The organism is Embleya hyalina (assembly GCF_003967355.1).
Classification (GTDB): Bacteria; Actinomycetota; Actinomycetes; order Streptomycetales; family Streptomycetaceae; genus Embleya; species Embleya hyalina.
Map to the genome: position 1 here is coordinate 728,670 of NZ_BIFH01000013.1, position 24,543 is coordinate 753,212.

Sequence of the window (24,543 nt, forward strand, 5' to 3'; positions counted from 1 at the left end):
CGGAATCGTCTGGACGGGTCCGGCGTCGCGTGTGACGGTCGACATACAAGAATAGACCAGTCGGTCCAATAGTACCGACTGTCCATCGGTCCGGAGCCCCCATGACCCACCACCACGACGCGGACGTCGCCCTCATCGGGTACGGCCCCACCGGCGTGATCGCCGCGCTCACGCTGCTGCGGCAGGGAGTGTCGGTCGTCGCCCTCGAGCGCGACCGCGACATCCACGCGCGCGCCCGCGCGGTCACCGTCAACGACTGGACGATGCGGATCTTCCAGGACCTCGGCATCGACGAGCGGATCGCCGCGGTGATCGAGCCGCAGCGGGCACTGCGCTGGACCACCTACGACGGCACCGAGATCATGCGCGTCGAGCATCCGCCGTCCACGCTCGGCGTGCGGCCGCGCTTCTACAACATCTATCAACCCACCATGGAGGCCGAACTCCGCGCGTGCGCCGAGGAGTACGGCGACCTGCTCGACACCCGGTTCGGCGTGCGGGCGACCGACGTGGAGCAGGACGAGGACGGCGTCACGGTCACCGCCGCGGATCCCGCGACCGGGCGGACGCACACCGTGCGCGCCCGCTACGCCATCGGCGCCGACGGCGGCGGCAGCTTCACCCGCACACGGATCGGCGCCACGCTCCTCGGCGACACCGTCGACGTGCAATGGATCGTCATCGACTGCCGGGTCAAGCGCTGGTGGCCCGACCGCGACCTGCTCACCTTCTGGTCCGACCGCGAGCGACCGGTCGTCGACATCGCGTTGTCGGCCGGCAACCACCGCTGGGAGATCCCGCTCAAACCGGGCGAGACCGAGGCCGACTTCGCCGACGAGAGCGCCGTGTGGCCGCTGCTCGCGGCCCTCGGGGTGACCACCGACGACGTATCGATCCACCAGTGGGCCTTCTACCGCCACCACACCCGAATGGCCGACACCTGGCGGGCGGGCCGGGTCTTCCTGGCCGGCGACGCCGCGCACCTGATGCCGCCGTGGGCCGGCGCCGGCATGCAGACCGGGATGCGCGACGCCCACAACCTGGGATGGAAGCTCGGCCGGGTCCTGCGCGGCGAACTGCCGGAGGAATGGCTCGACACCTACGAGAGCGAACGGCGACCCGACGCCGCCTTCCACACCGACCTGGCCGTACGCCTCGGCCGGGTGATCAAGCAGGAGGCCACGCCCGACGAGATCGAGGCGATGAACCGGGTCCCCGAGGGCCTGGTCACCCCGTTCGAGCCGCCGCTCATCGCACCCCCGGTGCTCACCGCGGGCAAGCTGCGCGGGCCCGTCGGCGACGCGTCGATCGTGGGACGCATGGTGCCGCAGCCGATCGTCGGCGACACCATCGGCCGGATGGCCCGCCTCGACGACCTGCTCGGCAGCGGCTTCGTCCTGCTGGGCGACGGCGTCGACCCCGCGAGCCTGCTGACCGCCGAGGAAAAGGCCGCGTGGGACGCCCTGGGCGCCCGCTACCTGACCGTTCGCCCGCAGGACGCCTACACCGAAGGCCCCGACGAGCTGGTGGACCTCGAACGGGTGCTGCTGCCCTGGCTGCGCCGCTACGGCGCCGGGGCCGTCGCGATCCGCCCCGACCGCTTCGTGGCCGCCGCCGACGTCTCCGGCCTCGCGGCCCCCGCGTGAGCACCCACGGAGCGCGACCGCCCCGTCCACGGCACGCAACCCAAGGAGAACCCATGCCCGGAGTCAAGGAACTCGCCTACGTCGTCTACGAGGCGAGCGACCTCGCCGACTGGGAACACTTCGCCGTCGACCTGCTGGGGATGCAGCTCGCCGGGAAGGACGACGACCTGCTGCGCCTGCGCACCGACGCCAAGGTGCACCGCTGGCTGGTCCGGCGCGGACCCGCCGACGACCTGGTGGCGAGCGGATACGCGGTCGAGGACGAGGCCGCCCTCGACGCGCTCGCGGACCGACTGGCCGCGGCCGGCGTCCCTGTCGCCGACGGCGGGGCATCGCTCGCCGCCACCCGCGGGGTGGACCGGATCCTGGTCACCACCGACCCGATCGGCAACCGGGTGGAGCTGGTGAGCGGACTCGCCGACGCCGACACCGCCTTCCACTCCGACCGCCTGCTCGGCGGTTTCGTCACCGGCGAGGGCGGCGCGGGCCACCAGGTGCTGATCGCCAAGGGCGTGCCCCGGGAGGACTATCTCGCCTTCTATCAGGGCCTGTTGGGCTTCCGGATCTCCGACACCATCGTCGAGGAGGTCGCGCCGGGCGTGGTCGCGGATCTGATCTTCCTGCACTGCAACCCGCGCCACCACAGCGTCGCCTTCGGCGACATGCCGCATCCCGCGAGCACCCACCACTTCATGCTCGAAGTCGCCGACATCCGCGACGTCGGCACGGCCCACGACCGCTGCCTGGAAGCCGGGCAGCCGTTCGAGATGACGCTGGGGATGCACCCCAACGACCACATGTTCAGCTTCTACGTCCGCACACCCTCCGGGTTCAGCGTCGAGTACGGCTGGGGCGGCCTGCTCATCGACGACGCGACCTGGCGGGTGCGGACCCTCGACCGGCTGAACAACTGGGGACACCTGCCGCCCGAGGTGGTCGCGGACCGACTCGCCCGCGCCGCCGGAACCGACCACGGAGACCACCGATGACACCCACCCGCACATCGACCGCGCGCCGGGTCCGCACCAAGGACTGGAAGCTCCACTACCACGAGGCCGGCGCCGGCCGGCCGATGATCCTGCTGCACGGCAGCGGCCCCGGGGCCACCGGCTGGAGCAACTTCGCCGGGAACATCGCGGCGCTGGCCGAACACTTCCACGTGTACGCCGTCGACATGCCCGGCTGGGGCGAATCCGACCCGGCCGGCGTCGACCGGCTCGACCACGTCGAGGCCGCGATCCAGTTCCTGGACGCCCTGGGCATCGAGAAGGCCGCCTTCGTCGGCAACTCGATGGGCGGCCAGACCTCGCTGCGACTCGCCACCGAGCACCCCGACCGGATCACCCACCTCGTCACGATGGGCGCCCCCGTCGGTCCCGTGCGGACCCTCTTCGGCGCGGGTGACGGGCCGTCCGAGGGCCTGAAGGTGCTCATCGCGGCCTACCGCGATCCGAGCCCGGAGAACATGCGGCGACTCGTCGAGATCATGTGCTTCGACAAGGAGCGATTCGCCACCCCCGAACTGTGCCGGATGAGATCGGAAGCGGCGCTGGCCCGGCCCGAGCATCTGCGCAACTACGTGGACGGTCTCCCGCAGGGCGCCCCACTGCCCAAGTGGGTGGATCCGCGGCTGCTCCCGGCGATCACCACGCCGACCCTGATCATCCACGGCCGCGACGACCGGGTGGTGTCCTACGAGGTGTCGCTGCACCTGCTCGCCAACGTCCCCGACAGTCGCCTGGTGCTGCTCAACCGGTGCGGACACTGGGCGATGATCGAGCACGCCGACGAATTCAACCGACTGGTCACGGACTTCGTCCGAAACACCTGAGCACGCGCCGTCCCCGAGCGCGCCCCACCGGGCCCGGGGCGACCCGTCCGCACGCCGGACGGGTCGCCCCGGGCCCGGCCGCGTCCCCGACGCCGCACCACGGGGTCAGGTCAGCGCGTCCCGTCGGGCGAGTACGCCGCCCAGGGCGGTCGCCGCGGCGCGCAGCGCGGCCACGTGTGCCTCGGGGCGGAAGCGGGGGCTGGGCCCGGCCACGCTGATCGCCGCGATCGGCTCGTCGTCCGGGCCCAGGACGGGCGCGGCCACGCACACCAGGCCGAGCGCCGACTCCTCGTACTCGAACGCGACACCGTTCTCCAGGACCGCGTCCAGCCGGCGGCGCAGCAACCCGGGCGCGACCACCGTGTGCGGGGTGCGCCGCTCCAGCACACCGGAGAGCACGGTGCGTCGCAGTTCCTCGTCGCCGTGCGCGAGCAGCGTCTTGCCGATCGCGGTGCAGTGCATCGGCATCCGCCCGCCGACCCGGGAGGGGCTGCGCGCCTGCCGATGCCCGCCGATCTTGGCGACGTAGACCACGTCCGTACCCTCGCGCACGCCCAGGTGCACGATCTCGTGGGTGCGTTCGTACAGGTCCTGAAGGAAGGGCATGGCCAGTTCGAGCAGTCCGCGCTCGACCGATGCCCGCATGCCCAGCTCGAACAGGGTGCCGCTGAGCCGGTAACCCCCCGGCAGCCGGTCCAACAGCCGCAGCGCCACCAGCTCCCCGGTGAGCCGGTGCACGGTGGCCTTGTGCAGGCCCGTGCGGCGCACCAGCTCGGCGAGCGCGACGGTGCGGTCGTCGACGGTGAACGCCTCCAGGATGGCGGTCGCCTTGCTCAGGACACTGTTGCGGTCGGGGGAGTCGGGCACCCCACCAGCGTATCGCTGAGCGAGACGCTTTGGTTGTGGGTGATCGTCGAGGGTCGCGACGATGCCGACATGACCAGTACTCCCCTCCACGGCGAGGACGCGGTGCGCGCCGCGGCCGAACGGCTGCTCGAGGCCGCGGCCGACGGCATCGCCTGCGCCCCGGTCCGCGACCTGATCGGTCCGGGCGACCTGTCCGCGGCGTATGCCGTCCAGCGCCGCGTCGTCGACGACCGGCTGGCCCGCGGCGCCCGGGTGGTCGGCCGCAAGATCGGCCTCACCTCCACCGCCGTCCAGCGCCAACTGGGCGTCGACCGGCCCGATTTCGGTGTGCTCTTCGACGACATGGGCTACGCCGCCGGCGATGTGATCCCCTACCGCGCGGTGCTGCAACCCCGGGTCGAGGCGGAGGTGGCGTTCGTGCTCGGCGCCGATCTGGCCGACGGGCCGCTCGACCTCGCCCAGGTGCGCGGCGCCATCGACCACGCGGTCGCGGCCCTGGAGATCTGCGGCAGCCGGGTGCGCGACTGGGACATCCGCTTCGCCGACACCGTGGCCGACAACGCCTCGTCGGGCGCGTACGTCCTGGGCACCGTGCGCAGGAGCCTCGACGAAGTCGTGCCGCGCGAGGTGCGAATGACCATGACGGCCGGGGGAGAGGTGGTCTCCACCGGCACCGGCGCCGCCTGCCTGGGCGACCCGATCGAGGCGGTCGCCTGGCTGGCCCGGCAGGCCCGCGACCTCGGCGATCCGCTGCGCGCCGGGCAACTCGTGCTCTCCGGAGCGCTGGGGCCGATGCACTCCGTGGCGCCCGGGGACAGCGTCCGCGCCGACATCACCGGGCTCGGCACGGTCGCGATCGACTTCGGCCCGGACTTCGACGAGGAGGGTTCATGACCAGGACCAAGGTCGCCGTCATCGGATCGGGCAACATCGGCACCGATCTGATGATCAAGGTGCTGCGCACCGCCGAGCACCTGGAGATGGGTGCGATGGTCGGCATCGACGCCGACTCCGACGGCCTGGCCCGCGCCCGCAGGCTCGGCGTCCCGACCACCCACGACGGGGTCGAGGGGCTGATCGCGATGCCGGGATTCGACGAGATCGGGATCGTCTTCGACGCCACCTCGGCCAAGGCGCACGCCCACAACGCGGCCCGGCTGCGACCGTACGGCAAGCGGCTGATCGACCTCACGCCCGCGGCGCTGGGGCCGTACGTCATCCCCGCGGTCAACCTCGAACAGCACCTCGACGCCGACGACGTCAACATGGTCACCTGCGGCGGACAGGCCACCATTCCGGTGGTCGCCGCGATCGGCGCGGTGGCCCCGGTCGAGTACGCCGAGATCGTGGCGTCCATCGCCTCGAAGTCCGCCGGACCGGGCACCCGCGCCAACATCGACGAGTTCACCGAGACCACCTCGGCCGCGATCGTCGAGGTCGGCGGCGCCCGGCGGGGCAAGGCGATCATCGTGCTCAACCCCGCCGAGCCGCCGCTGATCATGCGCGACACGGTCCTGGCGCTGGTGCGCGCGCCCGGCCCCGACGCGGAGGAGGAGATCCGGGAGGCGGTGGCCGCGATGGTCGCCGCCGTCGCCGAGTACGTGCCCGGCTACCGACTCAAGCAGGAGGTCCAGGTGAGCCCCGTCCCCGCCGATCTGCCGCTGGAGACCCTGCTCGCCCCCGGCACGGACCGGCCCACCCACCAGGTCTCGGTGTTCCTGGAGGTCGAGGGCGCCGCCCACTACCTGCCCGCCTACGCCGGAAACCTCGACATCATGACCTCGGCCGCGCTCCGCGTCGGCGAACGGATGGCGGCCCGCGACGCGGCCCGCGGCCCGGACACCGACGGCGACCGCGGCACCACCCGCCGGCACGTGGAGGCCGCCTCGTGAGCACCCCGATCCTCGTCCAGGACGTCACCTTGCGGGACGGCATGCACGCCGTGCGGCACCGGATCACCCCCGCGGACGTCGCGCGCATCGTCGCCGCCCTCGACCGGGCCGGCGTGGACGCCATCGAAGTGGCGCACGGCGACGGCCTCGCGGGCGGCTCGCTCAACTACGGCCCCGGTTCGCACAGCGACTGGGCCTGGATCGAGGCCGCCGCCTCGGTCCTGGAGCGCGCCCGACTGACCACCCTGCTGCTGCCCGGCGTCGGCACCATCCACGACCTGCGACGCGCCCACGACCTGGGGGTCCGCTCGGTCCGCGTCGCCACGCACTGCACCGAGGCCGACATCTCCGCGCAGCACATCGCCGCGGCGCGCGAACTCGGCATGGACGTCTCCGGATTCCTGATGCTCTCGCACATGGCCCCGCCGGAGGCACTCGCCGAACAGGCCCGGCTGATGGAGTCGTACGGCGCGCACTGCGTCTACGTCACCGACTCCGGCGGCCGGCTCACCATGAACGACGTCGCCGCCCGGGTGCGCGCGTACCGGGACGTGCTGCGGCCGGAGACCGAGATCGGGATCCACGCCCACGAGAACCTTTCGCTCTCGGTGGCCAATTCGGTGGTCGCGGTGGAGAACGGCTGCTTCCGCGTGGACGCCTCGCTGGCCGGGCACGGCGCGGGCGCCGGGAACTGTCCGCTGGAGGCGTTCATCGCGGTCGCGGACCTGTCCGGCTTCGCCCACGGCTGTGACCTGTTCGCCCTCCAGGACGCCGCCGACGACCTGGTCCGTCCGCTCCAGGACCGCCCGGTCCGGGTCGATCGGGAAACCCTCACCCTGGGCTACGCGGGCGTCTACTCGTCCTTCCTGCGCCATGCCGAGGCCGCCTCCGCGCGCTACGGCGTGGACGTGCGCGACCTCCTCATGGAGTGCGGCCGCCGGGGCCTGGTGGGCGGCCAGGAGGACATGATCGTCGACATCGCCCTGACCCTGTCCGCCTGACGGCTCGCACGGTCCCGGGAGCCCGAAACCGCGGATGCGCACAGATGTTCGCACGGGCGCGCGCCGACGAACGGGTGTCGCCGGCGCGCATGCCCGCGTGTGTTGTGCGGGTACCGGCCGAGCGGGGTCTTCCGGAAATCGTGAGGTGACACCGTGACCACCGTGCGGGACTACAAGGAACTGTGTGGCGGGATCGCCGCGCATCACCGCGAGCGGCTGGACGCGGTGTTCGCGGGCGAGGCCGAGCCGGGCGCGCCGACCGCACCCGACTGGGCGAAACCGTTGGACCACGTGCCCCCGGACGAGCTGCCCTCGAACCTCGGACCCGCGACCGACGCGTACGGGCGGTGCGGGATGCGCGCCCTGGAGGGCCGCCGGGAGGACGTCGCGCGGATCCTGCGGGAGTTCCGGGAACGGAGGATCACCCAGGAGTGCGCGGAGGAGTGGAACAGGGAGTCCGCGACGGTCCGGAGGCGGGAACAGCAGCAGGGGGACGACGAGTATTTCGAAGAGATCGTCCGGGCGATCGACGCGGCCGGTGACGACGAGGACGTCATCGCCAGGATCGTCGAGATCTGCGACGCGGCGTTCGACGCGCTCGTCGGGGCGTGGGCGGTCGTCGGCGAGTGTCTGCGCGATTGGTTGACGACACCCGTCGAACGGATCGACGCCTGCTTCGAACGTGCGATCGGAATCGAACCCGAGGCGCGAGCGCCGGGGCCGGACACCGACCGTCCGCCCCTCCCGGTCGGCCATCCGGCCGGCCGGGAGGCCCCACCGTGAGCGGCACCTCCGGAGAGAGCGCCCATCGGGATGTCCGCCGGGTGATGGGGGGAGGGCGTCACGTCGGCATCCCGGCCTCGGCGCCGTCGCGCAGGGCCGCCACCGCCGCCTCCGGGGTGTCGGTGAAGAACCGGATCGTGCGGGCTTCGCCCCGGCGGCCGAGCGGGCGGGTGTACGTGACCGGCTCGGTGAGTTCCACGACGACGTTGGTCTGCGAGGCCATGCAGACGCCGAGTCGGTCGTCGGCCACGGCGATGGACGACGGTTCGTTGAAGCAGCGGGTGAGGCGGACCGACGCGACGGTGTGCCTGGGGACGCGCAGGTCGAAGAACGCGCCCGAACGCAGCCGGAGTTCGTGCGCGGTGACCACGTGTGGGCGGGTCACCCAGCAGGCGGCCACGGCGACGGCGGCGAGAATCGAGTAGCCGTCCACGACCAGAAGGGTTCGCCGCAGGACCGGCGGCGCGCCGATGCCGCGCAGGACGACTTCGGTGGCGACGGCGTCCACGGTCAGGATGAAGATCCAAAGGAACATCACCGGCATCGGCTCGCGGGCATAGGGCACCGTCACCGCGTCGGGCGGTATGCCGTGCCTGCGGCGCAGACACAGCAGCCACAGACTCTGCATGCCCTTCACGTCGAACGAGATCACGCGGCGTGCCGGTGCCGGGACGATCTCGCGGACGGTGTGCCGGGCCGCGGTGCGACGGTCGGCCCTCGCCCACCGGGCCGCGGCGTAGACCCGCCCGGACGCGGTCAGCGTCAGCAGGAGTGCGGCGGTCGCGGCGGCGCCGGACACGACGAGGACGGAGTCGGGCAGGGGGACGCCGGAGAGGAGGACGAGGGTCAGGAGGAGTTCGGCGGGAATCGCGACGTACATCGTCCAGCGGGCGAGGCGCAGCATCACGGCTCCCTGTTCGTCAGGGCCACCAGGCGGCGGAACACCTCCGTCTGGGCGGCGGACAGTTCGGTGGCGATCGCGCCGAGCCATTCGGCGTCCCGTGGGGTCGGGGTCCGGGCCGGGTCGGTGGCGGACGCGCGGTCCGGCGCGGCGGCCCGCGCCGCCCGCATGGCATCGGTCAGCCCGTCCGGAAGGAAGTCCGCGAAGTCCCGAGCCAGGCGCTCGACTCGGGGATCGTCCGGATCGGCATCGGCCAGCGCGTCGAGCCGGGCGGTCAGGGCCGCGCCGCGGGCGACCATGGCGGGCTCGGCCAGCGGCCGGAGCAGGTCGGCGAACGCCTCGCGTTGCTCCGGGGTGGCCGTGGTGTCGATCAGCGCCAGGAACTCGCGGTCGAGTCGGGCGAAATCCGATGCGTGCACGGGGAATTCGCGCAGTACGGCGGCCAGGGCCGGGGACACCGTCGAGTCGGGGTCCAGGTCCGGGTCCGCCAGCAGCACGGCGAGCCGGGCACGGCGTTCGGCGATGGCTTCCTGCTGCCGCGCCAGATCCGCGTCCAGTTCGGCGAGAACGTCACGCAGCTCGCGTTCGCGGTCCCGGTCGAGGACGGCGCGGACTTCGTCCAGCGGGAGTCCGAGGTCGGCCAGGCGCCGCGCCCGCGCAAGCATCAGCGCGTCACGCAGTCGGTACTCCCGGTACCCGTTGGGCAGCCGCGGGGGCTCCGGGACGATGCCCAGATTGTGGTAATGCCGCACGGTCCGAGTCGACACCCCGGCCAGCGCGGCGATTTCGCCGATTCGCATGACTCCATGGAAAACCGTGACGTTACGTCAAGGTCAAGGACGCGCCTCGCCCACCGATCGGTATTCCCCCGTACGGACCCGGCCTCCCGCCCGACCGCCCGGAGTGGGTGCCCCGAGGGGCGCCCACTCCGCCGTGCGTGTCGGTGGATCTCGGCGGGCGCGGAGCGGATCCGGCTCCCGCCGAACACGCCTCGGCGCCGCGGGTCACGGCAGGGAGGCTCCCTCGTACGCGCACAACACCGCGCGTACCGACCGCTTCGCGGCGCATCCGCCGCGGTGGCCGCGCAGCAGGTTCCACGCGAAGCAGACCACCATCGCGGCCACGACGACGCCCAGCACCGCGGCGGCCGTCATCGGACCGTAGGTGAAGGAGGTGATCACACATGCGCCGGCGATCATCACGAGACCCCACACGGTGGCCCGCAACACCGCCCACCACCCGACGCTTCCGGGTTGCCGGACCCGCTGCCCGGCGAAGACGTGTCGCCCGGTGGCGCACAGTGTGTTGTCGACCCCGTCGATCCGTGTCATGGCCGCGCCCCCTCGCGAGTGCCCACTGATACGACCGAGTATCGCCGTGCCCTCCCGCGCGGAACGCACCGTCACAATCCTGTTACGCATCGTCACAAGGTTGTGACCGACGCGGCCGCCACGTGTCCTGCGCCGCGGCCCAGGTCCGCAACCGCGCGACGGCCTCCTCCCGCGAGAGCGGGCCGCGTTCGAGATGCAGATCCTGCAGATGGCGCGTGGCCGCGCCGATCGGTGGGCCCGGAGGCAGGCCGAGCAGCGCCATGATCGTCCTGCCGTCCAGAGCCACCGGAACGTCCGGGAGCCTCCTGGACTTCTCGAACTCCGCGGCGGCCCGCGCCGTTCTCTCCCGCTCCGCCGCCCACTCCCGATGCCACTCGTCGTAGTTCGCCGCCCCTCGCGCGGCCCGGCCGGCCGACCGCCAGCCGTCGATGTCCTGTTCCCGACCCAGCCCCACCGCCAGGAACAGATCGTCGTGGTCCGCTTCCTCGAAGCCGCTCGGAACGACATCGAGGAGGGCGAGCGCGGCATTGATCGGCCAGTCCGCCCGCGGACCGGTGAAGTCCCGGGTATGCGCCGGACCCCACACCCTCGCGCCGTTCCGCCACACCGCGGCGGTCTGGGATCCGTCTCCTCCGTGGAAGCTCGCCTCCACATAGGCGATCGGCCCACCTCGCGACCAATGGCCCACGACCCGCTCGAAGGCCGCGGACAAGGCCGTGAAGGGTCGACCGGGCCCGGCGCCGTCCCGACCGGCAGGCCCGGCCGGCTCCCGGAGGAGCCCTTCGGTGACGGGCACCAGCCCCATGCGCTGTCGGAGCGGAGCGACAACCGCTTCCCGGATCCCGGCGGTTCGGTCCCTGAGCAGGTCGAAATCCCCGACGGCGGCGCTGAGCTCGTACGGCATTCCCGCAGGGTAGTCGGAGGCGGGCGCACTCGTGTCGTCGACTGTCGCCCGAGGACCGGGCAGGATGCCGGACATGACGAGAGCCGAGGACCGGGAAGAATTCCGTCGGGCGCGGTCGTTCGGGGCCGCGGCGGACGCCTACGAGCGTGGCCGCCCGCCCTACCCGCCGGAGGCGGTGGCCTGGCTGGTGCCCCGGGACGCGCGAACCGTGGTCGACGTCGGTGCGGGCACGGGCAAGCTGACCCGGGCACTGCGGGCCGCGGGCCGGGAGGTCGTCGCGGTGGAGCCCTCGGCGGGGATGCGCGAGCAGTTCTCGCGCGTGCTTCCCGACGTGCGGGTCGTGGACGGGACCGGGGAGTCGATCCCGCTTCCGGATTCGAGCGTGGACGTCCTGGTCTGTGCGCAAGCCTGGCACTGGGTGAACCCGGAGCTGGCCGTCCCGGAAGCCGCCCGGGTGCTGCGCCCGGGCGGGCGGCTGGGCCTGGTGTGGAACTTCCGTGACGTGTCGGTGCCTTGGGTGGCGGAACTCGACCGCATCCTGCGCGACTGCGCCGCGGCACCGACGCGTGCCCGGCAAGTGGAGGACGTGGGCGCGCCGTTCGGGCCCGTCGAGCGGCGGGACCTCCGCTGGAGCCATCCGCTGTCGACCGGGGAGATCGTGGACATGGTCGCCTCCCGCAGCTATGTGATCACGCTGGAGCCCGCGGCGCGGGAGGAGTTGATGTCACGGGTCCGCGCCCTGCTCGACGCGGAGCGCCCGACGGAGGTGCCCTATGTGACCGAGTGCCATCGAGCCGTGCTTGGCTCACCGTGACCCGCAAGTCCCCGACACATACCTCGCCGGCCCACTCCCGCACGTTGGCCAAGCTCCACGAAGCCGCCGCTCGGTCGCCGAGAACACCAGGGCGAAGCGCCGGTCGGAGCGGATGTCTCGGCTGTCGACCCGGCCGTGTGGGCCATCCGGTCGCGGGCGGCGTCGGTGTCGGCGTGCCGCCGACCTCCGCCGCCCGTGACCGGTCCGGCCGGCCCCGTGCCGGCCGGGGCGAGGTCGGCTAGCCGGCGAAGCCGAAGGCGGCGTCGCCGTCGCCGACGAAGAAGAAGTCGCCGTGGTGGCCGCCCTCGCCGAACGCGACGACGGTCTCGGATACCTCGCCGCCGAACGCGTCGGCCTGTGCGGTCCCGGCACCGGCGATCGCGGTGATCCCGGTCAGGACGACGGCCGCGACAAGGGTACGAATACGCATGATCTCTCCTATGGTTCGTGTTCGGATCTCAAGGACGATCACACCCGCCAACACCTGCCGAACCCCCGCATTGACCCGAACGGGGGCCGTGTCGCCGTCGATCCCGGTGAACCCACACCGACACCTCGACCGTCGCGCACACGGGCACCGGACCGCTCCCGGTGGTCACCCGCACGCCCGGCGGCCCGACGTCCTCCGGCCCGCCGAACGCGGTCACGATCGGGCACGCGGCACCTCGAGGCGTCCGAGCCGGGTCCGGAGCGCCGCCGCTGCGCCGAGCGCGATCGTCCAACGCCCGTTCCCCCGCGTGCGCTTCGGTCGACGGTGGTGCCGAACTCGGCTTCGGCTCGGCGGAATTCGCGTTCGGCGGCCACGACGTCCCCGGCGTGGCCGCGACTCCCGGAGCGGTTGGCGCGTTCCGTCCGCCGGGCGGCGCATCGTGTCCCAGGATGCCCGCCCCGCGCGGAACTACGTTCGTTCCGCAGCCGGGGAACGCCAGCCCGATCCCCGTCGACGTCCTGTCCGGGCGGCGCATGCGGAACACACCGGCACGCCCGGAGGCATCGCGCAACGTCCTTGCTGCGCAACGCCTTTCGCGCCAACGCGTCGTCCTCTGGAGATCCGCCATGTCCCGTGACCCCCACGGTCCGACCATCCACACGCACACGGCCTCGGAGGCCGGCCTGCTCGTCAACTCCTACCTGGTGGAGACCGACGAAGGCGTCGTGGTCGTCGACACCAACCTCCTCAACTCCGAGATCGCCGCACTCGTCGCCAAGGTCGACGCACTCGGCAAGCCGCTCCTCGGCGTTTTCGTCACCCACGCACACCCCGACCACTTCAACGGGGTCCACGCCCTCGTCGAGGGTCGCGACGTCCCCGTCTACGCCACCGAAGCCGTCGACCGCGTCATCCGCGACATCTCCGACGCCAAACGTGCCCAATGGGGACCCGTCTACGGCGACGAATGGCCCGCCGTCACGGCCTTCCCCACCGTGCGGTTGAAGGACGGCGACCCCGTCACCCTCGACGGTGTCCGCTACACCGCCCGCGACCTCGGCCCCGCCGAAAGTCACGCGGACAGCGTCTTCCTCGCCCGTGCCGACACCGCCGAGCAGGATGTGGCGTTCATCGGCGACCTGGCCTTCCACGGCACCCATTCCTACACCGCCGACGGTCACGGAGCCCGGTGGCTGGAGGTCCTGGACACCCTCGCCACCGAACTCGTCGACGCCGCCGTACTCCTGCCCGGCCACGGCGCACCGACCGGCGTCGAAGTCCTCGCCGCACAGCGCGACTACCTGCTGTGCCACCGCGCCGAGGTCGCCCGCCTGGCCGACGGGAAGCCGTTCCTCACCGACGAGGCCAAGGAAGAGCTCACCCGGGTCATGGAGAAGTACGCGCCGGACGCCCCGTTGTCCTGGATGATCGCCCTGGGTGCCGACGCCGTCGCGGCCGAACTCGCCGCGTCCTGACGGGCGGCCGTCCCCCGCGACCGCACCACCCGCCCGCCGCGAACGCCCGCCGTACCGGTCCCCGGAACGGCGGCCCCGGCGCGGCCTCGGGACGCCGCGTGCCACGGCCGACGACCCGGCTCGGCCGGGCCGTTCAGCCCAACAGGGGTTCCGCGATGCCCGGCCCGGCCGGGTCGGGCCGGGCCCGCAGTGCCGACGGGTTCTCGCCCCGCCATCGGCGCACCGCCCGGCGGAGCGTGCGGGCGTCCGTGTAGCCCACGCGGGCGGCGATGGCCTGCTGCGGCAGATCGGTCTCCCGCAGCAGCTTCAACGCGCGCTCCTCGCGGGCGGCCGCGACCTCGCCGCGCCAGGTCGTCTCGTGCGCGGACAACCTGCGCTGCAGGCTGCGGCCGCTGATGTTCAGGCGGGCGGCGACCCGGTCGAGGGCGACCGCGTCGTCCCGGAACGCGGAGTCCAGGGCCGCGCGGAAGCGCTCCCGCCAGGTCGGCGTGGCGCGAGACGTCGCCATGATGTGGTCCGCGTAGCCGCGTAGCACCTGGTCGAGGCCGGGCTGGAAGCCGGGCAGCGGACGCCGGACGTCGTCGAGCCGGAACGTCACGGAGTTGGCCGCCGCCTCGAACTCGATGTTCCGCGTACCGAAGTGCTCGGCGTGCCGGCGAACCCCGGCCGGGGCGCGATGCGTGAGGGTCACCTTCAGCGGGACCAGCGGCGTCCTGGTGGCCTCGCCCGCCCGGCGCAGGAACACGGCCAGCGTCATCAGGTCGAAGGCCTCGGCCACATCGGGGACGTCGACCCCGACGGACTGCCGCAGCGTGTAGAGCGAACCGTCCTCGATGCCCTCGATCCGCGTGTCCGCGTCGCCGACCACCCTCAAGTATTCCGCGGCGGTGGCGAACACCGTACGCAGATCGGGGCCGCAGGTGCTCAGGTAGTCCCACACCCCGAACGTCCCGATGCCGGCCGCGTCGGTGAGGCGCAGGGCGACGAAGGGACCGGATCCGGCCACCACCAACTGCTCCCACAGCGCGACCGCCGACGTGGTCGGAACGCGTATCAGATCATCGCCGAGGTCCTCCGACGAAAGCCCCGGAAGTTCGTCGAACCGGTCGGAATCCCCACCCGAATCGCGCACAAGCGCGCGGAAGAACCGCGCACAGTGCGCCGAAACCGTCCATTCGTGCACGGTCGGCAATCCTAGATGCGGATTCCGTCTCCCGCTGCGGAATCACGACCGAATCGCGCCACGACGAACGCGACACCGTCTTTCCGGCCGGCGACCCGCGCCCGTGGGCCGGCGAGGTCATGGTGCCCGAACCGTTTGCACCGGTGCCGGGGCGACGTCCGACGGGGCCTCCTTCTTCCGAAAATCCAAGGTTTGCCCGATCTTCAAGTAAATCAAGGCTTTTGTGAAAAATCCTGTGTCGCGCCACCTCTCCGGGGACCGCCTGCCCCAACCTGGAGCGCGGGGGTGGTCCGACGACGAAGGAGACAGGTGCGCGAGGAAGACATCACGGTCGTCGACGCCAAGACCGTGGACACCGCGGTCAAGGCGACCATGCTCGGCAATGCCATGGAGTGGTACGACTTCGGCATCTACGCCTACATGGCGGTCACGATCGGCAAGGTGTTCTTTCCCTCGGGAAACGACACCGCGCAGACGTTGTCCTCGTTCGCGACCTTCGCCGCCGCCTTTCTGGTCCGACCGCTCGGAGGCTTCTTCTTCGGGCCGCTCGGCGACCGGATCGGGCGCAAGAAGGTGCTCGCGATCACCATGCTCATGATGGCGAGCGGCACGTTGTGCATCGGGCTGATCCCCGGCTACGGCACGATCGGCTTTCTCGCGCCGATCCTGCTCATCCTGTTCCGGATGCTCCAGGGATTCTCGGCGGGCGGCGAGTACGGCGGCGCGAGTACGTTCATCGCCGAGTACGCGCCCGACAAGAGACGCGGGTTCTACGGCAGCTTCCTGGAATTCGGCACGCTGATCGGGTACATCCTGGCGGCGAGCCTGGTCACCCTGCTGACGGCGGTGCTCGACGACCACGAGATGCGCACGTGGGGGTGGCGCATCCCGTTCCTGGTGGCCGGCCCGATCGGCGTGATCGGGCTGTACCTGCGGCTGCGGCTGGAGGAGTCGCCGGCGTTCGCGAAGGTGATGGAGCAGTCGGCGGAGACCGGGACGGACGCCGGGGTGAACGCGCACGGGAACGAGACGGTGCGCGAGTTCAAACGGATCTTCCTCGGCCAGCGGCGCGCGATGGTCATCTGCGTCGCGCTGGTCGCGGCGTACAACATCAACGACTACATGCTGCTGTCCTACATGCCGACGTATCTCTCGGACACCCTCGGCTACGACGAGACGCACGGCCTGCTGCAGATCGTCGTGGTGATGATCGTGCTGCTCACGGTGATCCATCCGCTCGGCGGGCTGACCGACCGGATCGGCCGCAAACCGGTGATCATCGCCGGGTGCGTGGGCTTCATGGTGCTGCCGATCCCGTGCTTCGCGCTGATCAAGCAGGGCGCCCTGGTACCGATCTTCATCGGCCTGCTGATCCTGGGCCTGGTTCTGGTCTGCTTTCTGGCCACGATGTCCGCCGCGCTGCCCGCGCTGTTCCCGACCGAGATCCGCTCCGGGGCGCTGTCCGTCGGGTTCAACATCTCGGTCTCGCTGTTCGGCGGCACCACCCCGTTCGTGGCCGAGGCGCTCGTCGACGGGACGGGCAACGACTACATGCCGGCCTTCTACATGATGCTCGCGGCGGCCGTCGGCCTGGTCGCCGCGCTCGCGATGACCGAGACGGCGCGCAAGCCGTTGATGGGTTCGCCACCGGCGGTGGAGACCGTCGAAGAGGCCCGTGAACTGATCGCCGCACAGCGATGACCGGGCCGGGATGTACCGAACCGCCGCATGGCGGACGGCGGATCACCCGCGCTCCGAGGGCGTGGGCGAAGCCGCCGGTTGATCGACGTCGCGTCGACTCAGGCGGAGCTCCCGCAGGCGTGGCAGGTCGCGCACGGCCGGGTCCACGGCGCGTACCAGGGTCCAGCTGAGGTCGAGGTGCTCCAGGCCGACGAGGCGGGCCGTCTCCGGCGGAAGGGCTCGTACATCGCACCCGCTCAGGTCCAGGTACCGGAGCCGGGTCATGCGCCCGATGGCAGGCGGAACGTCGGTGAGGCCGCTCAGGGGGAGGATCAGTGTTTCGAGCGCGGTCAGGTCCCACAGGTCGACGGGTGGGGCGGACCACAGCCCGTCGTCGTCGCTGAGGATGCCGTTGTCGAGGTCGAGCCGGCGCAGCGCACGGAGGTTCCCGATGCCGTGCGGTAGTTCGTCGACCCGGCAGTCCGGCAGGGCCAGTTCGCGCAGTTCACCGAGTTCCCACAACGCGGCCGGGATCTTGCCGGATTCCAGTGAAGCGCCGTTCAGCACCAGATGGCGCAGGGACGCGAGTCGGCCGAGTTCCACCGGGATGGCCTTCAGCGGCGCGGATGGGGCCTGGAGCACTTCCAGTCGGCGGAGCTCGCCGGTCGCGGCGGGCAGTTCGGCGAGTTCGCCGCTGGTGATGTTCAACTCGCGCAGCTGTACGAGGAGGCCGATCTCGGGCGGCAGGGCGGTGATCGGTGCGGAGATCTCCAAACGCTCCAGCCGCGTCAGCCGCGCGATCTCGGCGGGAATCTCGTGGAGGTGATCGGCATGCACGGAAAGGTGCCGCAGCCGCCGCAGGCGCCACAGCTCGTCCGGTAGTGCGGGCAGATCACACTCGTTGACGCGGACGACCTCGATGTCCGGTTCGGTGCGGGCCAGTTCGGCCGCCACCCTGTCGTACGCCCGCCGCTGCCAATCTCCCCAACCCACGGAACCCACCGTAGCGGCCGCGTGCGTTCCGATGTCGATCCGGGGGAGGCGCTGGCCGCACCGACGGCGAGAGGAGAGTGGTCGGCCGCAGACGTCGGCGGGGTCCGCGTCGAACGCGAGATCGTCCGGGACACCCTCGCCCGCGCGCTGGTCGACTGCGGCGAACACGTGCGCGCCGTCTCGCTGTTGCGCGATCAGCCACGAGGAACTCGCCGGCCCCGGCAACGGAGGCACCACCGGGGCCCGCGAGCAGGCGTTGCGCCGCCTCCTGAACGCCCTCGGCCGACCCGACGCCACGCCGGCCCGGGACCTGGCGATCCCGCCGACCCCGGACCCCGACCTGACGGTGGGTGCCTGGCGCGAGCACTTCACCGAAGCCCACCACCGCCTGCTCGAACGCCACCATCCCGATCTCTTCGTCCCCGACCTCGAGGCGCCCCTGGGCCCCGCCCGGACATACGTCCCCGCGCCCGCCGCGCCGGCGAGGTGAGCGCGCTCCCCGGGCAGCGGCAGCGTGTCGAACCGCGCCCGCACCCATCCGTGAATCTGACTGACTTTTCAGTCAGGTAGGCTATGTGGACCGGACCCGACGTCGATGCACGCGGCCTCGCGTGCGTGTGTCGCGGAGGGCCGCCGGGTATCGCGTCCCTCCCCGGGTGCGTCCGCATCGCCACGTCCGAACAGGAGACCTCGTGACCCACGGCAGTGGTGACCATTACCCCGACGGCCGCCATCGGGTGCCCGCGGACGAGGTGCCGCACGCGCGCACATGGATGTCGTGGCCGTGGCGCCGCGGCGTCTGGGGGCTGCGCCTGGGCAAGGTCCAGGAGGACATCGCGCTGATCGCCAGGACGATCGCGGAGTTCGAGCCGGTGGTCCTGTGCGCGCCCGACGACTACACGGCCCGGAAGGCGCGTTCCCGGTGCGGCTCCGGGGTGGAGGTGACGACCGACATCGCCGTCGACGACCTGTGGATGCGCGACATCGCCCCCGTGTTCCGCTACGACGGACGCGGCGGACTGGACGCGGTGGGCCTCAACTTCAACGGCTGGGGCGACAAACAGGTCCACGACGACGACGCCCTTGTCGCCGAGCACCTGGCCGGCCGGCTGGGCCTGCGGTATTCGCGCGCCGGCTTCGTCGGCGAGGGCGGCGCGGTGGAGACCGACGGCGACGGCACCGTCATGGCCACCGAGAGCAGCCTGGTCAACAAGAACCGCAACCGCGGCATGCGTCGGGACGAGATCGAGGACGCCGTGCTCCACGCCTACGGCGCGGAGCAGATGATCTGGCTCCCGGGGATCAAGGGCAAGGACATCACGGACGACCACGTCGACGTCACCTCCCGGTTCGTCCGGCCCGGCGTCGTGATGGTCCAACTGCCGCCACCGGACCGCAACGACGCCTGGGCACGGGACGCCCGCGAACAGTTCGCCATCCTGTCCGCAGCCACCGATGCCCGCGGTCGCCGGCTCCGGGTCGTCCCCGTGCACGGGCCCGACACCGTGCGCTCGTACAGCTCCTCGTTCGTCGACTCCTACCTCAACTTCCACGTCGTCAACGGCGGCGTGGTCACCGCCGGATTCGGTGACCACGCCAAGGACGCCGCCGCGAAGGAAGCGCTCGCCGAGGCGTTCCCCGGCCGCACGGTGGTCCAGATCGACGTCGACCGGCTGATGGCCGGAGGCGGCGGCATCCACTGCTCGACCATGCACGAACCGCTGCCCACCGCACGGTAGCCGGCACCCCGTACCGTCCGAAGACCCCCACCCGGCGGCGAACGCCGGACGAGGGGAGCCGCACACCGGGGGCAGGGCCGTCATCGACGGTGACCTCGCCGTCGGCGGCCGGGTGGACGCCGGAGGCGAATCGCACGCCGCCCGACCTTCGTCGCCGGCGGTCTCGACGTCGACGGGGAGTCCGCGTTCTCGGGGATGCCGAACGCCGACGCGCGGTTGTTCGATGACGACCGGACGTCGATCGCGGCCGACGTGCGGGTCCACGGGGCATTCCGCTCCGACTCGTGACGGTCGCGGCCCGACGGCCGCCCCGCCGGTCCACGTGCCGGGGCGGGGGCGGCCGTCGGGCCGAGCCGCCCGGGGGACGAGGCCGAGCACCGCTCCGAGGCCATGATCGGCGCCGGTTGCCGAACCGTGTGGTGGGTACGACGAGCACACATGCAACCGTTCGGTGATCGGAGCCACTCATGGTCGTCATCGCAGTCCTGCTCGCCGCTCTCGCCGTCGTGGTCGTGGCGTTGACCGTGGTCGTGTCCCGACGCGCCGCGTGCCGCACGACCACGGTGGAGGGCCTGGCCACCGAACGCGCGCACACCGTGGACGCCCGCGCGGTGGGCGGTATCTGGGGTGTGCACGGCGCCGGCGCCGAGACCACCGCGGGCCTGACCGCCCCGGAGTCCACCCGCACCTTCCACTGACCCTCGTACCGGACGGGCCCGCCGGGGCGGCCGAATGCCGTCGCGCGTACCGCCGTCCGGGCGAAGCCTCCGCGCGTGGTCGGAATTCGGTGGGTGTCGACGGCGAGTATGGAGTTCCGCGCCGCGCGGGTCCGCAGTCGGTCTTCACGGGAGGTTCCGTGCGTCGCACGCTCGTTGCCATCGGGGTTTTCGCCGCCATGCTCGCCGGAAGCTCGCAGGCGGTGTCGGCTCCCGCAGGACCGCGGTAGCCGCGGGCCGCGCGTCGTCGGGCGACGGATGGGAACCCGCACCGCCCACGCCCGACTACGACTGGCCGGCCGGGTTCCGCTGTGATTTCCCGACGCACAGCACGACGCTCGTCGATGAAGTACTTCAGCAGGTCGTGGACACCCACCCCGACGGCCGACCGAGGCTCGTCGCCTACAAGGGTCCGCTGGTGCTGCGCATCACCAACACGAACACCGGAGCGTCCACCGACGTCGACGCGAGCGGCAGCGCGCTCGTCGAGTATCGGACCGACGGTTCGCAGATGTGGCGTGCGCGCGGCCCGGTGCCGGCCGGCTGGGCCGAGAACGGCGGCAACATGCCGCGCGGCCTGTACCGCCTCGACGGCGTCTACTCGCTGGAGATCGCCGCCTCGGGCACCAAGACCCTGTCGATGGAGCACGGCACCGCCGAACCGCTGTGCCCACTGATCGCATGAACGAACCCCGTCGCCCGACCGAAAACCCACGCCCCCCGCCCGAACGCGTCACCCCGGGTCCGGCCCGGGCGGCGGAGCACGTCGTTCGTGTTCCGTGCGTCGCGGATCGGGTCGAGTTGTTGAACCGTGCGATCCACACGGCGAACGAGGATCCCGGCACGTCGTGGAGCATCGTGCTCCAGCCGGGATGCGCCTACACCGTCGCGCAGCCGTACGGGGGCGTGAACGGTCTGGAAGCGGTCACCGGGAACATCCGCATCGGCTCCCCGGGGCCCGAGACCGCCGTCGTCGACCGCAGCCCGTCGGTCGACACCGCGGCCTTCCGGATCCTGGAAGTCGAACAGCGCGGACGCCTGGTCATCGATCGCCTCACCATTCGCAACGGTGCGACGGGCAGCGGCGGTGGCGTCCTCACCACCACGGACACCCTCATCACCGCGAACACCCCCGACGACTGCGCCGGTTCCCGGCCCCCGGTACCCCATTGCGCAGGATGAGCGGGCCGGACGCGGGGATCGTCACGCACGGGTGACCGAAGCGCTGTCCCGGGCGATCGAGCCCGCCGGCATCCGGCCGGGGCAGCCCCACATGTGGGTTGCCGCGCCAGGCCGTGGGGCGGTACGAATGCCGGTGTCCGCTTGCGCGGCGGTGACGTTGCCCGGTGGCACGACACGCGCGTCCCCACCGTTACAGCGAAGTGCCCGGCGCCGGCGCGGGCTTCGGCGGTACGAGCGCACGCCCCAGCCCCCCGCCGGCCGATGGTTTTCGGTGGGCGGGTTGTTGTAACACTGTCGTTCGGGGCGGGCTGTGATGGGTGTGACCAGGGACGACGCGGTGTCGTCGGGGTTTCGGGCGGGGTCGGTCGCGGTGGTTGGCATTCCTTCTCGTGACCATGTCACCGGGCTGTGACAGCGGTGTCGTGGTGCGACGACCGGGGTATCGCCCGGGCCGGCGGCTCCGCCATGGTGGTCGAGCAGGCACCGAGGGGTCGAGCGGGTTTCGGCTCCAACCACCGGCTATCAAGGGGTCGTTCATGTTCCGCAACCGTCGCACCGCTCTCCTCGTCTCCGCGGCCGTGCTCGGCGGCGCGATGTCGATGACGGCGTGCCAGGGCTCGGACTCGAACTCGAACTCGGGGGCCGCGCAAGGCTCTTCGCCCGTCGTCCCGCCGGCCGCCTCGCCCGCGGCGTCGACCACCGGCGGCACCGGGAGCGGCACCGGGAATACCGACTCGGGAGGCAGCGCGGGCGCCGGCGGGACGGAACCCGCCGGGAAGGTGTCCTCCGGGAAGGACTCCGCCGGCAAGACCTCCGGCGGACAGGGCACGACCTCCGGCGGCAACGGCTCGATCGGCAAGTGCCGCACGGACGACCTGCGGGCCACCGCGCAGGACGCCACCATCGGCGGCGACAACGAACTCACCGTCGCGGTGACGTTCAAGAACATCGGCCACAACTGCACGATGTCCGGATTCGCGGGCGTCGACCTCCAGACCGCCAAGGGACCCCTGTCCGCGAAGCGCGTCGGCGCCCCGGCCGACGCGTTCGTCCTGAAGAGCGACACGTCGGTGTCCTTCGGCGTCACCTACCCCTCCGGCGCCACCGGCGACTTCGGCGTCAAGATCACAGGCCTCGAGGTCACCCCGCCCGGAGAGACCAAGACCATCACCCTGAACTGGCCCGGCACGCCCACCCTTCCGGTCGTCGACGGCGCCGGCTCCCCGGTCGATGTCGGCCCCATCGGCAGCGCCGGCCAGGGCGGCTGACCGGTCGCCGTCAGCGGCCTTCCGCCGTTCGCGGATCCACCTGAGGAACGCCTCGCCACCGCCCCGTACGGTCTCGTGCCCGAGACCGTACGGGGCGAGCCGGTGTCGCCGACCCGATTCGTGACGTATCCGCGTCGGGCGGCCGCGTCGGTGCCGCTTCGCCGTTGTCGGGCGGGGAAGGTTGTCACCGATCCGGATCCGCCGGCCGGCCCGACCGGGCCCGTGTCCGGGGCGGGAAGTCGGGCGCGAGGCAGGGAGTATCCATGAAGGACGAACCCGCCGTCGAACGGCGGCGCCGCTGGGACCGGGCCACGCTGCGGGAAGAGGACTGGCTCATCCACCTCTCGTCCCGGCCCGCCGGCGCGGCACACCTCGCCCGGCCGACGGACGACGTGGGGGCCGCGACGTACTTCCAGGCGAGGGACGACGTGAGACGCCGCCTCGTGTCGGCCCTGCGAGAGGGCCCGGGACTGGCGGTCGTGCGCGGTCTGCCCCTGGACGGGCTCACCGATCGGGCATGCGCGGACCTGTGCCGATCGGTCCTGTCCCTGGTGGGGTCACCCCGTCCACCGGAGTCCGCCGCACCGATGGACCACATCCTGACCACGGGGCCGCTCGCACCCGACGAGCGCCATGACGCCGCACGCGGTCCGGCGCACCATCCGGCACTGGCCCCGCATACCGACCGCGCGGGGCCACCCGGGCCCCCTCGCCTGCTCGCTCTCCTGTGCGTCAGACCGGCGATCACGGGAGGCGACTCCCTCCTGATCAGCGGCCACACCATCCATGCCCGACTCTCGGCCGACCATCCCGCCGCCCTGCCCACGCTCCGCCGCGATTTCCACTTCGGCGCGGAGGCGCACCTCGCACGCACCGGACCCGTCCTCACTCGAACGGGCGGACGACTGACCGTGCACTACAACCGTCACCAGATCGACCGCGGGCACGAGGCGGCCGGCGATCCACTGACACACGCCCGGATCGAAGCCCTCGACGCCGTCGACGAAGTACTTCGCGACGAAAGCCTGTTCCTGCGCCTGCCGCTGCGGCGCGGAGACGTCCTGGTGCTGGACAACACCACCGTCCTGCACGGTCGAACCTCCTTCGTCGACCACCCCGAGCCGCTCCGACACCGCTGCCTGGCCCGAGCCTGGGCCGATTGAACCGCACCCGACACCATCCGACGACGGTCCCGGCCGCGGGCGATCAGGGGGGTGTCACGGCCACCGGGGTGAGCCAGGGCACGGCCGTGACCGGGGTGGTGGACGGTCGCCCGCACAGCGCCTGTTCCAGGTGGTCGAGGAGCGCGGCGTCGATGGGATGGAGGAGCGGCTTTCCCTCCGGGCCCAGGGTCTGGTAGCGCTCCAGGTTGATGCCGATCGCGGCCTGCGTGCCGCCGGTGGCGTTCGCGTAGGCCGCGGTGGCGGCCCCCAGAGTGCTCGCGCTGTAACCCCAGAACGTGCCGCAGCCGAACCTCCACGGCGCGATGCCCAAGCCGTACCCCGCCAGTTCCGGCGGTGCGCCCGGCACGGGCACCGTCGGTCGGTGACGCGCATGCTCGACGTGCACCCCTGAACGGCGGGCTGGGCGACGACGGGCTCCGGGGCGGGCCGGTGCCGGTCGGAGTGGGTCGTCGGTCTCGACGCGCGACCAGCGGGGTTCGCCGGGGAGCCTCTTCGGCCCGCCGGGCGGTCCAGCGCCGTTCACTCTTTCGTGTTGTGCGGTGTCGTTGTTCTTGCCCATTCGACTAACCGACTGGTTGATTTTTCGTATGTTCGGAGAAATGCCGCGAGGGTCGAAAGGCACGATCGGCGATCGACGTGAAGGCATGTCGGGCGGGGACGGGCCGGGCCTGCCACACGAACAGCGAACCCGGCGACCGCTGTTCGTGCGCCTCCCGTCCGTTC

At 71.9% G+C, this 24,543-nt stretch carries 26 protein-coding genes; 17 read left to right on the forward strand and 9 right to left on the reverse strand.

All coding sequences use genetic code 11. The annotated features are described in order from the left end of the window. The first annotated feature begins 101 nt into the window (after positions 1 to 101). Genes EMA17_RS03195 through EMA17_RS03205 form a run of 3 tightly spaced genes read left to right on the forward strand, consistent with a single transcriptional unit; the run spans position 102 to position 3,477 of the window. On the forward strand, positions 102 to 1,646 hold the full coding sequence (locus EMA17_RS03195) for a bifunctional 3-(3-hydroxy-phenyl)propionate/3-hydroxycinnamic acid hydroxylase (protein WP_126635295.1): 1,545 nt from the start codon (positions 102 to 104) through the stop codon (positions 1,644 to 1,646). 53 nt (positions 1,647 to 1,699) lie between these two features. Next, positions 1,700 to 2,635, forward strand: coding sequence for a VOC family protein (locus tag EMA17_RS03200; RefSeq protein WP_126635296.1), 936 nt, complete (start codon positions 1,700 to 1,702; stop codon positions 2,633 to 2,635). Beyond that, positions 2,632 to 3,477 carry an alpha/beta fold hydrolase gene (locus EMA17_RS03205; protein WP_126635297.1) on the forward strand — a complete coding sequence of 282 codons (846 nt, stop codon included), beginning with the start codon at positions 2,632 to 2,634 and terminating at the stop codon, positions 3,475 to 3,477. Before EMA17_RS03200 ends, EMA17_RS03205 begins: the two co-directional genes overlap by 4 nt. 105 nt (positions 3,478 to 3,582) lie before the next feature. On the opposite strand, the gene EMA17_RS03210 is transcribed toward EMA17_RS03205, so the two are convergent. After that, complete coding sequence (locus EMA17_RS03210) at positions 3,583 to 4,344, reverse strand: IclR family transcriptional regulator (RefSeq protein ID WP_126635298.1); 762 nt, start codon at positions 4,342 to 4,344, stop codon at positions 3,583 to 3,585. Positions 4,345 to 4,413: 69 nt separating this feature from the next. On the opposite strand from EMA17_RS03210, the gene EMA17_RS03215 reads away from it, so the two are divergent. From EMA17_RS03215 to EMA17_RS03230, 4 genes are all read left to right on the forward strand, one after another. Further along, positions 4,414 to 5,238 (forward strand): 2-keto-4-pentenoate hydratase, encoded by an 825-nt coding sequence (locus tag EMA17_RS03215; protein WP_126635299.1) that lies wholly within the window; start codon positions 4,414 to 4,416, stop codon positions 5,236 to 5,238. Next, the gene (locus tag EMA17_RS03220) at positions 5,235 to 6,236 is read left to right on the forward strand and encodes an acetaldehyde dehydrogenase (acetylating) (protein WP_126635300.1); all 1,002 of its coding nucleotides are present in this window, start codon (positions 5,235 to 5,237) and stop codon (positions 6,234 to 6,236) included. Before EMA17_RS03215 ends, EMA17_RS03220 begins: the two co-directional genes overlap by 4 nt. Then, positions 6,233 to 7,237, forward strand: a complete 1,005-nt coding sequence (gene dmpG, locus EMA17_RS03225; protein ID WP_126635301.1) for a 4-hydroxy-2-oxovalerate aldolase — start codon at positions 6,233 to 6,235, stop codon at positions 7,235 to 7,237. The genes EMA17_RS03220 and dmpG overlap by 4 nt, the downstream gene beginning before the upstream one ends. 153 nt (positions 7,238 to 7,390) lie before the next feature. Then, positions 7,391 to 8,020 (forward strand): hypothetical protein, encoded by a 630-nt coding sequence (locus EMA17_RS03230; RefSeq protein WP_126635302.1) that lies wholly within the window; start codon positions 7,391 to 7,393, stop codon positions 8,018 to 8,020. A 58-nt stretch (positions 8,021 to 8,078) separates the two neighbouring features. On the opposite strand, the gene EMA17_RS03235 is transcribed toward EMA17_RS03230, so the two are convergent. The 4 genes from EMA17_RS03235 to EMA17_RS03250 all read right to left on the reverse strand — a co-directional run bounded on the left by EMA17_RS03235 (position 8,079) and on the right by EMA17_RS03250 (position 11,156). After that, on the reverse strand, positions 8,079 to 8,924 hold the full coding sequence (locus tag EMA17_RS03235; RefSeq protein ID WP_126635303.1) for a hypothetical protein: 846 nt from the start codon (positions 8,922 to 8,924) through the stop codon (positions 8,079 to 8,081). Continuing rightward, on the reverse strand, positions 8,924 to 9,721 hold the full coding sequence (locus tag EMA17_RS03240; RefSeq protein ID WP_126635304.1) for a MerR family transcriptional regulator: 798 nt from the start codon (positions 9,719 to 9,721) through the stop codon (positions 8,924 to 8,926). The genes EMA17_RS03235 and EMA17_RS03240 overlap by 1 nt, the downstream gene beginning before the upstream one ends. A gap of 204 nt (positions 9,722 to 9,925) precedes the next feature. After that, positions 9,926 to 10,252 (reverse strand): hypothetical protein, encoded by a 327-nt coding sequence (locus EMA17_RS03245; protein ID WP_126635305.1) that lies wholly within the window; start codon positions 10,250 to 10,252, stop codon positions 9,926 to 9,928. Between the two features lie 82 nt (positions 10,253 to 10,334). Beyond that, a complete protein-coding gene (locus EMA17_RS03250) occupies positions 10,335 to 11,156 on the reverse strand; it encodes a hypothetical protein (protein ID WP_246126404.1) in 822 nt (273 codons plus the stop codon). A gap of 73 nt (positions 11,157 to 11,229) precedes the next feature. Here EMA17_RS03250 and EMA17_RS03255 point away from each other — a divergent pair, with 73 nt between their 5' ends. Further along, positions 11,230 to 11,970 (forward strand): class I SAM-dependent methyltransferase, encoded by a 741-nt coding sequence (locus EMA17_RS03255; RefSeq protein WP_246126405.1) that lies wholly within the window; start codon positions 11,230 to 11,232, stop codon positions 11,968 to 11,970. A gap of 238 nt (positions 11,971 to 12,208) precedes the next feature. On the opposite strand, the gene EMA17_RS03260 is transcribed toward EMA17_RS03255, so the two are convergent. After that, positions 12,209 to 12,400: a hypothetical protein gene (locus EMA17_RS03260; protein WP_126635307.1), complete on the reverse strand. Its 192-nt coding sequence runs from the start codon at positions 12,398 to 12,400 to the stop codon at positions 12,209 to 12,211. A 626-nt stretch (positions 12,401 to 13,026) separates the two neighbouring features. Between EMA17_RS03260 and EMA17_RS03265 the strand changes: the two genes are divergently transcribed. Beyond that, positions 13,027 to 13,875, forward strand: coding sequence for an MBL fold metallo-hydrolase (locus EMA17_RS03265; protein ID WP_160161293.1), 849 nt, complete (start codon positions 13,027 to 13,029; stop codon positions 13,873 to 13,875). A gap of 133 nt (positions 13,876 to 14,008) precedes the next feature. Here EMA17_RS03265 and EMA17_RS03270 read toward each other — a convergent pair whose 3' ends face one another. Beyond that, on the reverse strand, positions 14,009 to 15,058 hold the full coding sequence (locus EMA17_RS03270; protein ID WP_160161294.1) for an AraC family transcriptional regulator: 1,050 nt from the start codon (positions 15,056 to 15,058) through the stop codon (positions 14,009 to 14,011). 285 nt (positions 15,059 to 15,343) lie between these two features. Between EMA17_RS03270 and proP the strand changes: the two genes are divergently transcribed. Continuing rightward, complete coding sequence (gene proP, locus EMA17_RS03275) at positions 15,344 to 16,759, forward strand: glycine betaine/L-proline transporter ProP (RefSeq protein ID WP_371862952.1); 1,416 nt, start codon at positions 15,344 to 15,346, stop codon at positions 16,757 to 16,759. Positions 16,760 to 16,801: 42 nt separating this feature from the next. Here the strand turns inward: proP and EMA17_RS03280 are convergent, their stop codons facing one another. After that, on the reverse strand, positions 16,802 to 17,731 hold the full coding sequence (locus EMA17_RS03280; protein WP_126635311.1) for a leucine-rich repeat domain-containing protein: 930 nt from the start codon (positions 17,729 to 17,731) through the stop codon (positions 16,802 to 16,804). A gap of 256 nt (positions 17,732 to 17,987) precedes the next feature. Here EMA17_RS03280 and EMA17_RS51590 point away from each other — a divergent pair, with 256 nt between their 5' ends. From EMA17_RS51590 to EMA17_RS03315, 7 genes are all read left to right on the forward strand, one after another. Next, complete coding sequence (locus tag EMA17_RS51590) at positions 17,988 to 18,221, forward strand: hypothetical protein (protein WP_160161295.1); 234 nt, start codon at positions 17,988 to 17,990, stop codon at positions 18,219 to 18,221. 202 nt (positions 18,222 to 18,423) lie between these two features. Next, a complete protein-coding gene (locus EMA17_RS03290; RefSeq protein WP_246126406.1) occupies positions 18,424 to 19,470 on the forward strand; it encodes an agmatine deiminase family protein in 1,047 nt (348 codons plus the stop codon). A 467-nt stretch (positions 19,471 to 19,937) separates the two neighbouring features. Continuing rightward, complete coding sequence (locus EMA17_RS03295; protein WP_126635313.1) at positions 19,938 to 20,168, forward strand: hypothetical protein; 231 nt, start codon at positions 19,938 to 19,940, stop codon at positions 20,166 to 20,168. 382 nt (positions 20,169 to 20,550) lie between these two features. Further along, on the forward strand, positions 20,551 to 20,871 hold the full coding sequence (locus tag EMA17_RS53760) for a hypothetical protein (RefSeq protein WP_246126407.1): 321 nt from the start codon (positions 20,551 to 20,553) through the stop codon (positions 20,869 to 20,871). After that, positions 20,868 to 21,368, forward strand: a complete 501-nt coding sequence (locus EMA17_RS03305) for a hypothetical protein (RefSeq protein WP_126635314.1) — start codon at positions 20,868 to 20,870, stop codon at positions 21,366 to 21,368. Before EMA17_RS53760 ends, EMA17_RS03305 begins: the two co-directional genes overlap by 4 nt. A gap of 536 nt (positions 21,369 to 21,904) precedes the next feature. Then, complete coding sequence (locus tag EMA17_RS03310; protein ID WP_126635315.1) at positions 21,905 to 22,636, forward strand: DUF4232 domain-containing protein; 732 nt, start codon at positions 21,905 to 21,907, stop codon at positions 22,634 to 22,636. Between the two features lie 263 nt (positions 22,637 to 22,899). After that, positions 22,900 to 23,799: a TauD/TfdA family dioxygenase gene (locus tag EMA17_RS03315; RefSeq protein WP_126635316.1), complete on the forward strand. Its 900-nt coding sequence runs from the start codon at positions 22,900 to 22,902 to the stop codon at positions 23,797 to 23,799. Between the two features lie 43 nt (positions 23,800 to 23,842). Here EMA17_RS03315 and EMA17_RS03320 read toward each other — a convergent pair whose 3' ends face one another. Further along, positions 23,843 to 24,172 (reverse strand): hypothetical protein, encoded by a 330-nt coding sequence (locus EMA17_RS03320; protein ID WP_126635317.1) that lies wholly within the window; start codon positions 24,170 to 24,172, stop codon positions 23,843 to 23,845. Positions 24,173 to 24,543: the final 371 nt, after the last annotated feature.

Excerpts from the sequence above, each read along its gene's own strand:
- EMA17_RS03250 (WP_246126404.1), bottom strand. The coding sequence starts at position 11,156 with ATGCCGTACGAGCTCAGCGCCGCCGTCGGGGATTTCGACCTGCTCAGG.
- EMA17_RS03195 (WP_126635295.1), top strand. The coding sequence starts at position 102 with ATGACCCACCACCACGACGCGGACGTCGCCCTCATCGGGTACGGCCCC.
- EMA17_RS03215 (WP_126635299.1), top strand. The coding sequence starts at position 4,414 with ATGACCAGTACTCCCCTCCACGGCGAGGACGCGGTGCGCGCCGCGGCC.
- EMA17_RS03305 (WP_126635314.1), top strand. The coding sequence starts at position 20,868 with ATGAACGAACCCCGTCGCCCGACCGAAAACCCACGCCCCCCGCCCGAA.
- EMA17_RS03245 (WP_126635305.1), bottom strand. The coding sequence starts at position 10,252 with ATGACACGGATCGACGGGGTCGACAACACACTGTGCGCCACCGGGCGA.
- EMA17_RS03255 (WP_246126405.1), top strand. The coding sequence starts at position 11,230 with ATGACGAGAGCCGAGGACCGGGAAGAATTCCGTCGGGCGCGGTCGTTC.
- EMA17_RS03315 (WP_126635316.1), top strand. The coding sequence starts at position 22,900 with ATGAAGGACGAACCCGCCGTCGAACGGCGGCGCCGCTGGGACCGGGCC.
- EMA17_RS03240 (WP_126635304.1), bottom strand. The coding sequence starts at position 9,721 with ATGCGAATCGGCGAAATCGCCGCGCTGGCCGGGGTGTCGACTCGGACC.
- EMA17_RS03295 (WP_126635313.1), top strand. The coding sequence starts at position 19,938 with ATGGTCGTCATCGCAGTCCTGCTCGCCGCTCTCGCCGTCGTGGTCGTG.
- EMA17_RS03235 (WP_126635303.1), bottom strand. The coding sequence starts at position 8,924 with ATGCTGCGCCTCGCCCGCTGGACGATGTACGTCGCGATTCCCGCCGAA.
- EMA17_RS03220 (WP_126635300.1), top strand. The coding sequence starts at position 5,235 with ATGACCAGGACCAAGGTCGCCGTCATCGGATCGGGCAACATCGGCACC.
- EMA17_RS03265 (WP_160161293.1), top strand. The coding sequence starts at position 13,027 with ATGTCCCGTGACCCCCACGGTCCGACCATCCACACGCACACGGCCTCG.
- EMA17_RS03205 (WP_126635297.1), top strand. The coding sequence starts at position 2,632 with ATGACACCCACCCGCACATCGACCGCGCGCCGGGTCCGCACCAAGGAC.
- EMA17_RS03260 (WP_126635307.1), bottom strand. The coding sequence starts at position 12,400 with ATGCGTATTCGTACCCTTGTCGCGGCCGTCGTCCTGACCGGGATCACC.
- EMA17_RS03310 (WP_126635315.1), top strand. The coding sequence starts at position 21,905 with ATGTTCCGCAACCGTCGCACCGCTCTCCTCGTCTCCGCGGCCGTGCTC.
- EMA17_RS03200 (WP_126635296.1), top strand. The coding sequence starts at position 1,700 with ATGCCCGGAGTCAAGGAACTCGCCTACGTCGTCTACGAGGCGAGCGAC.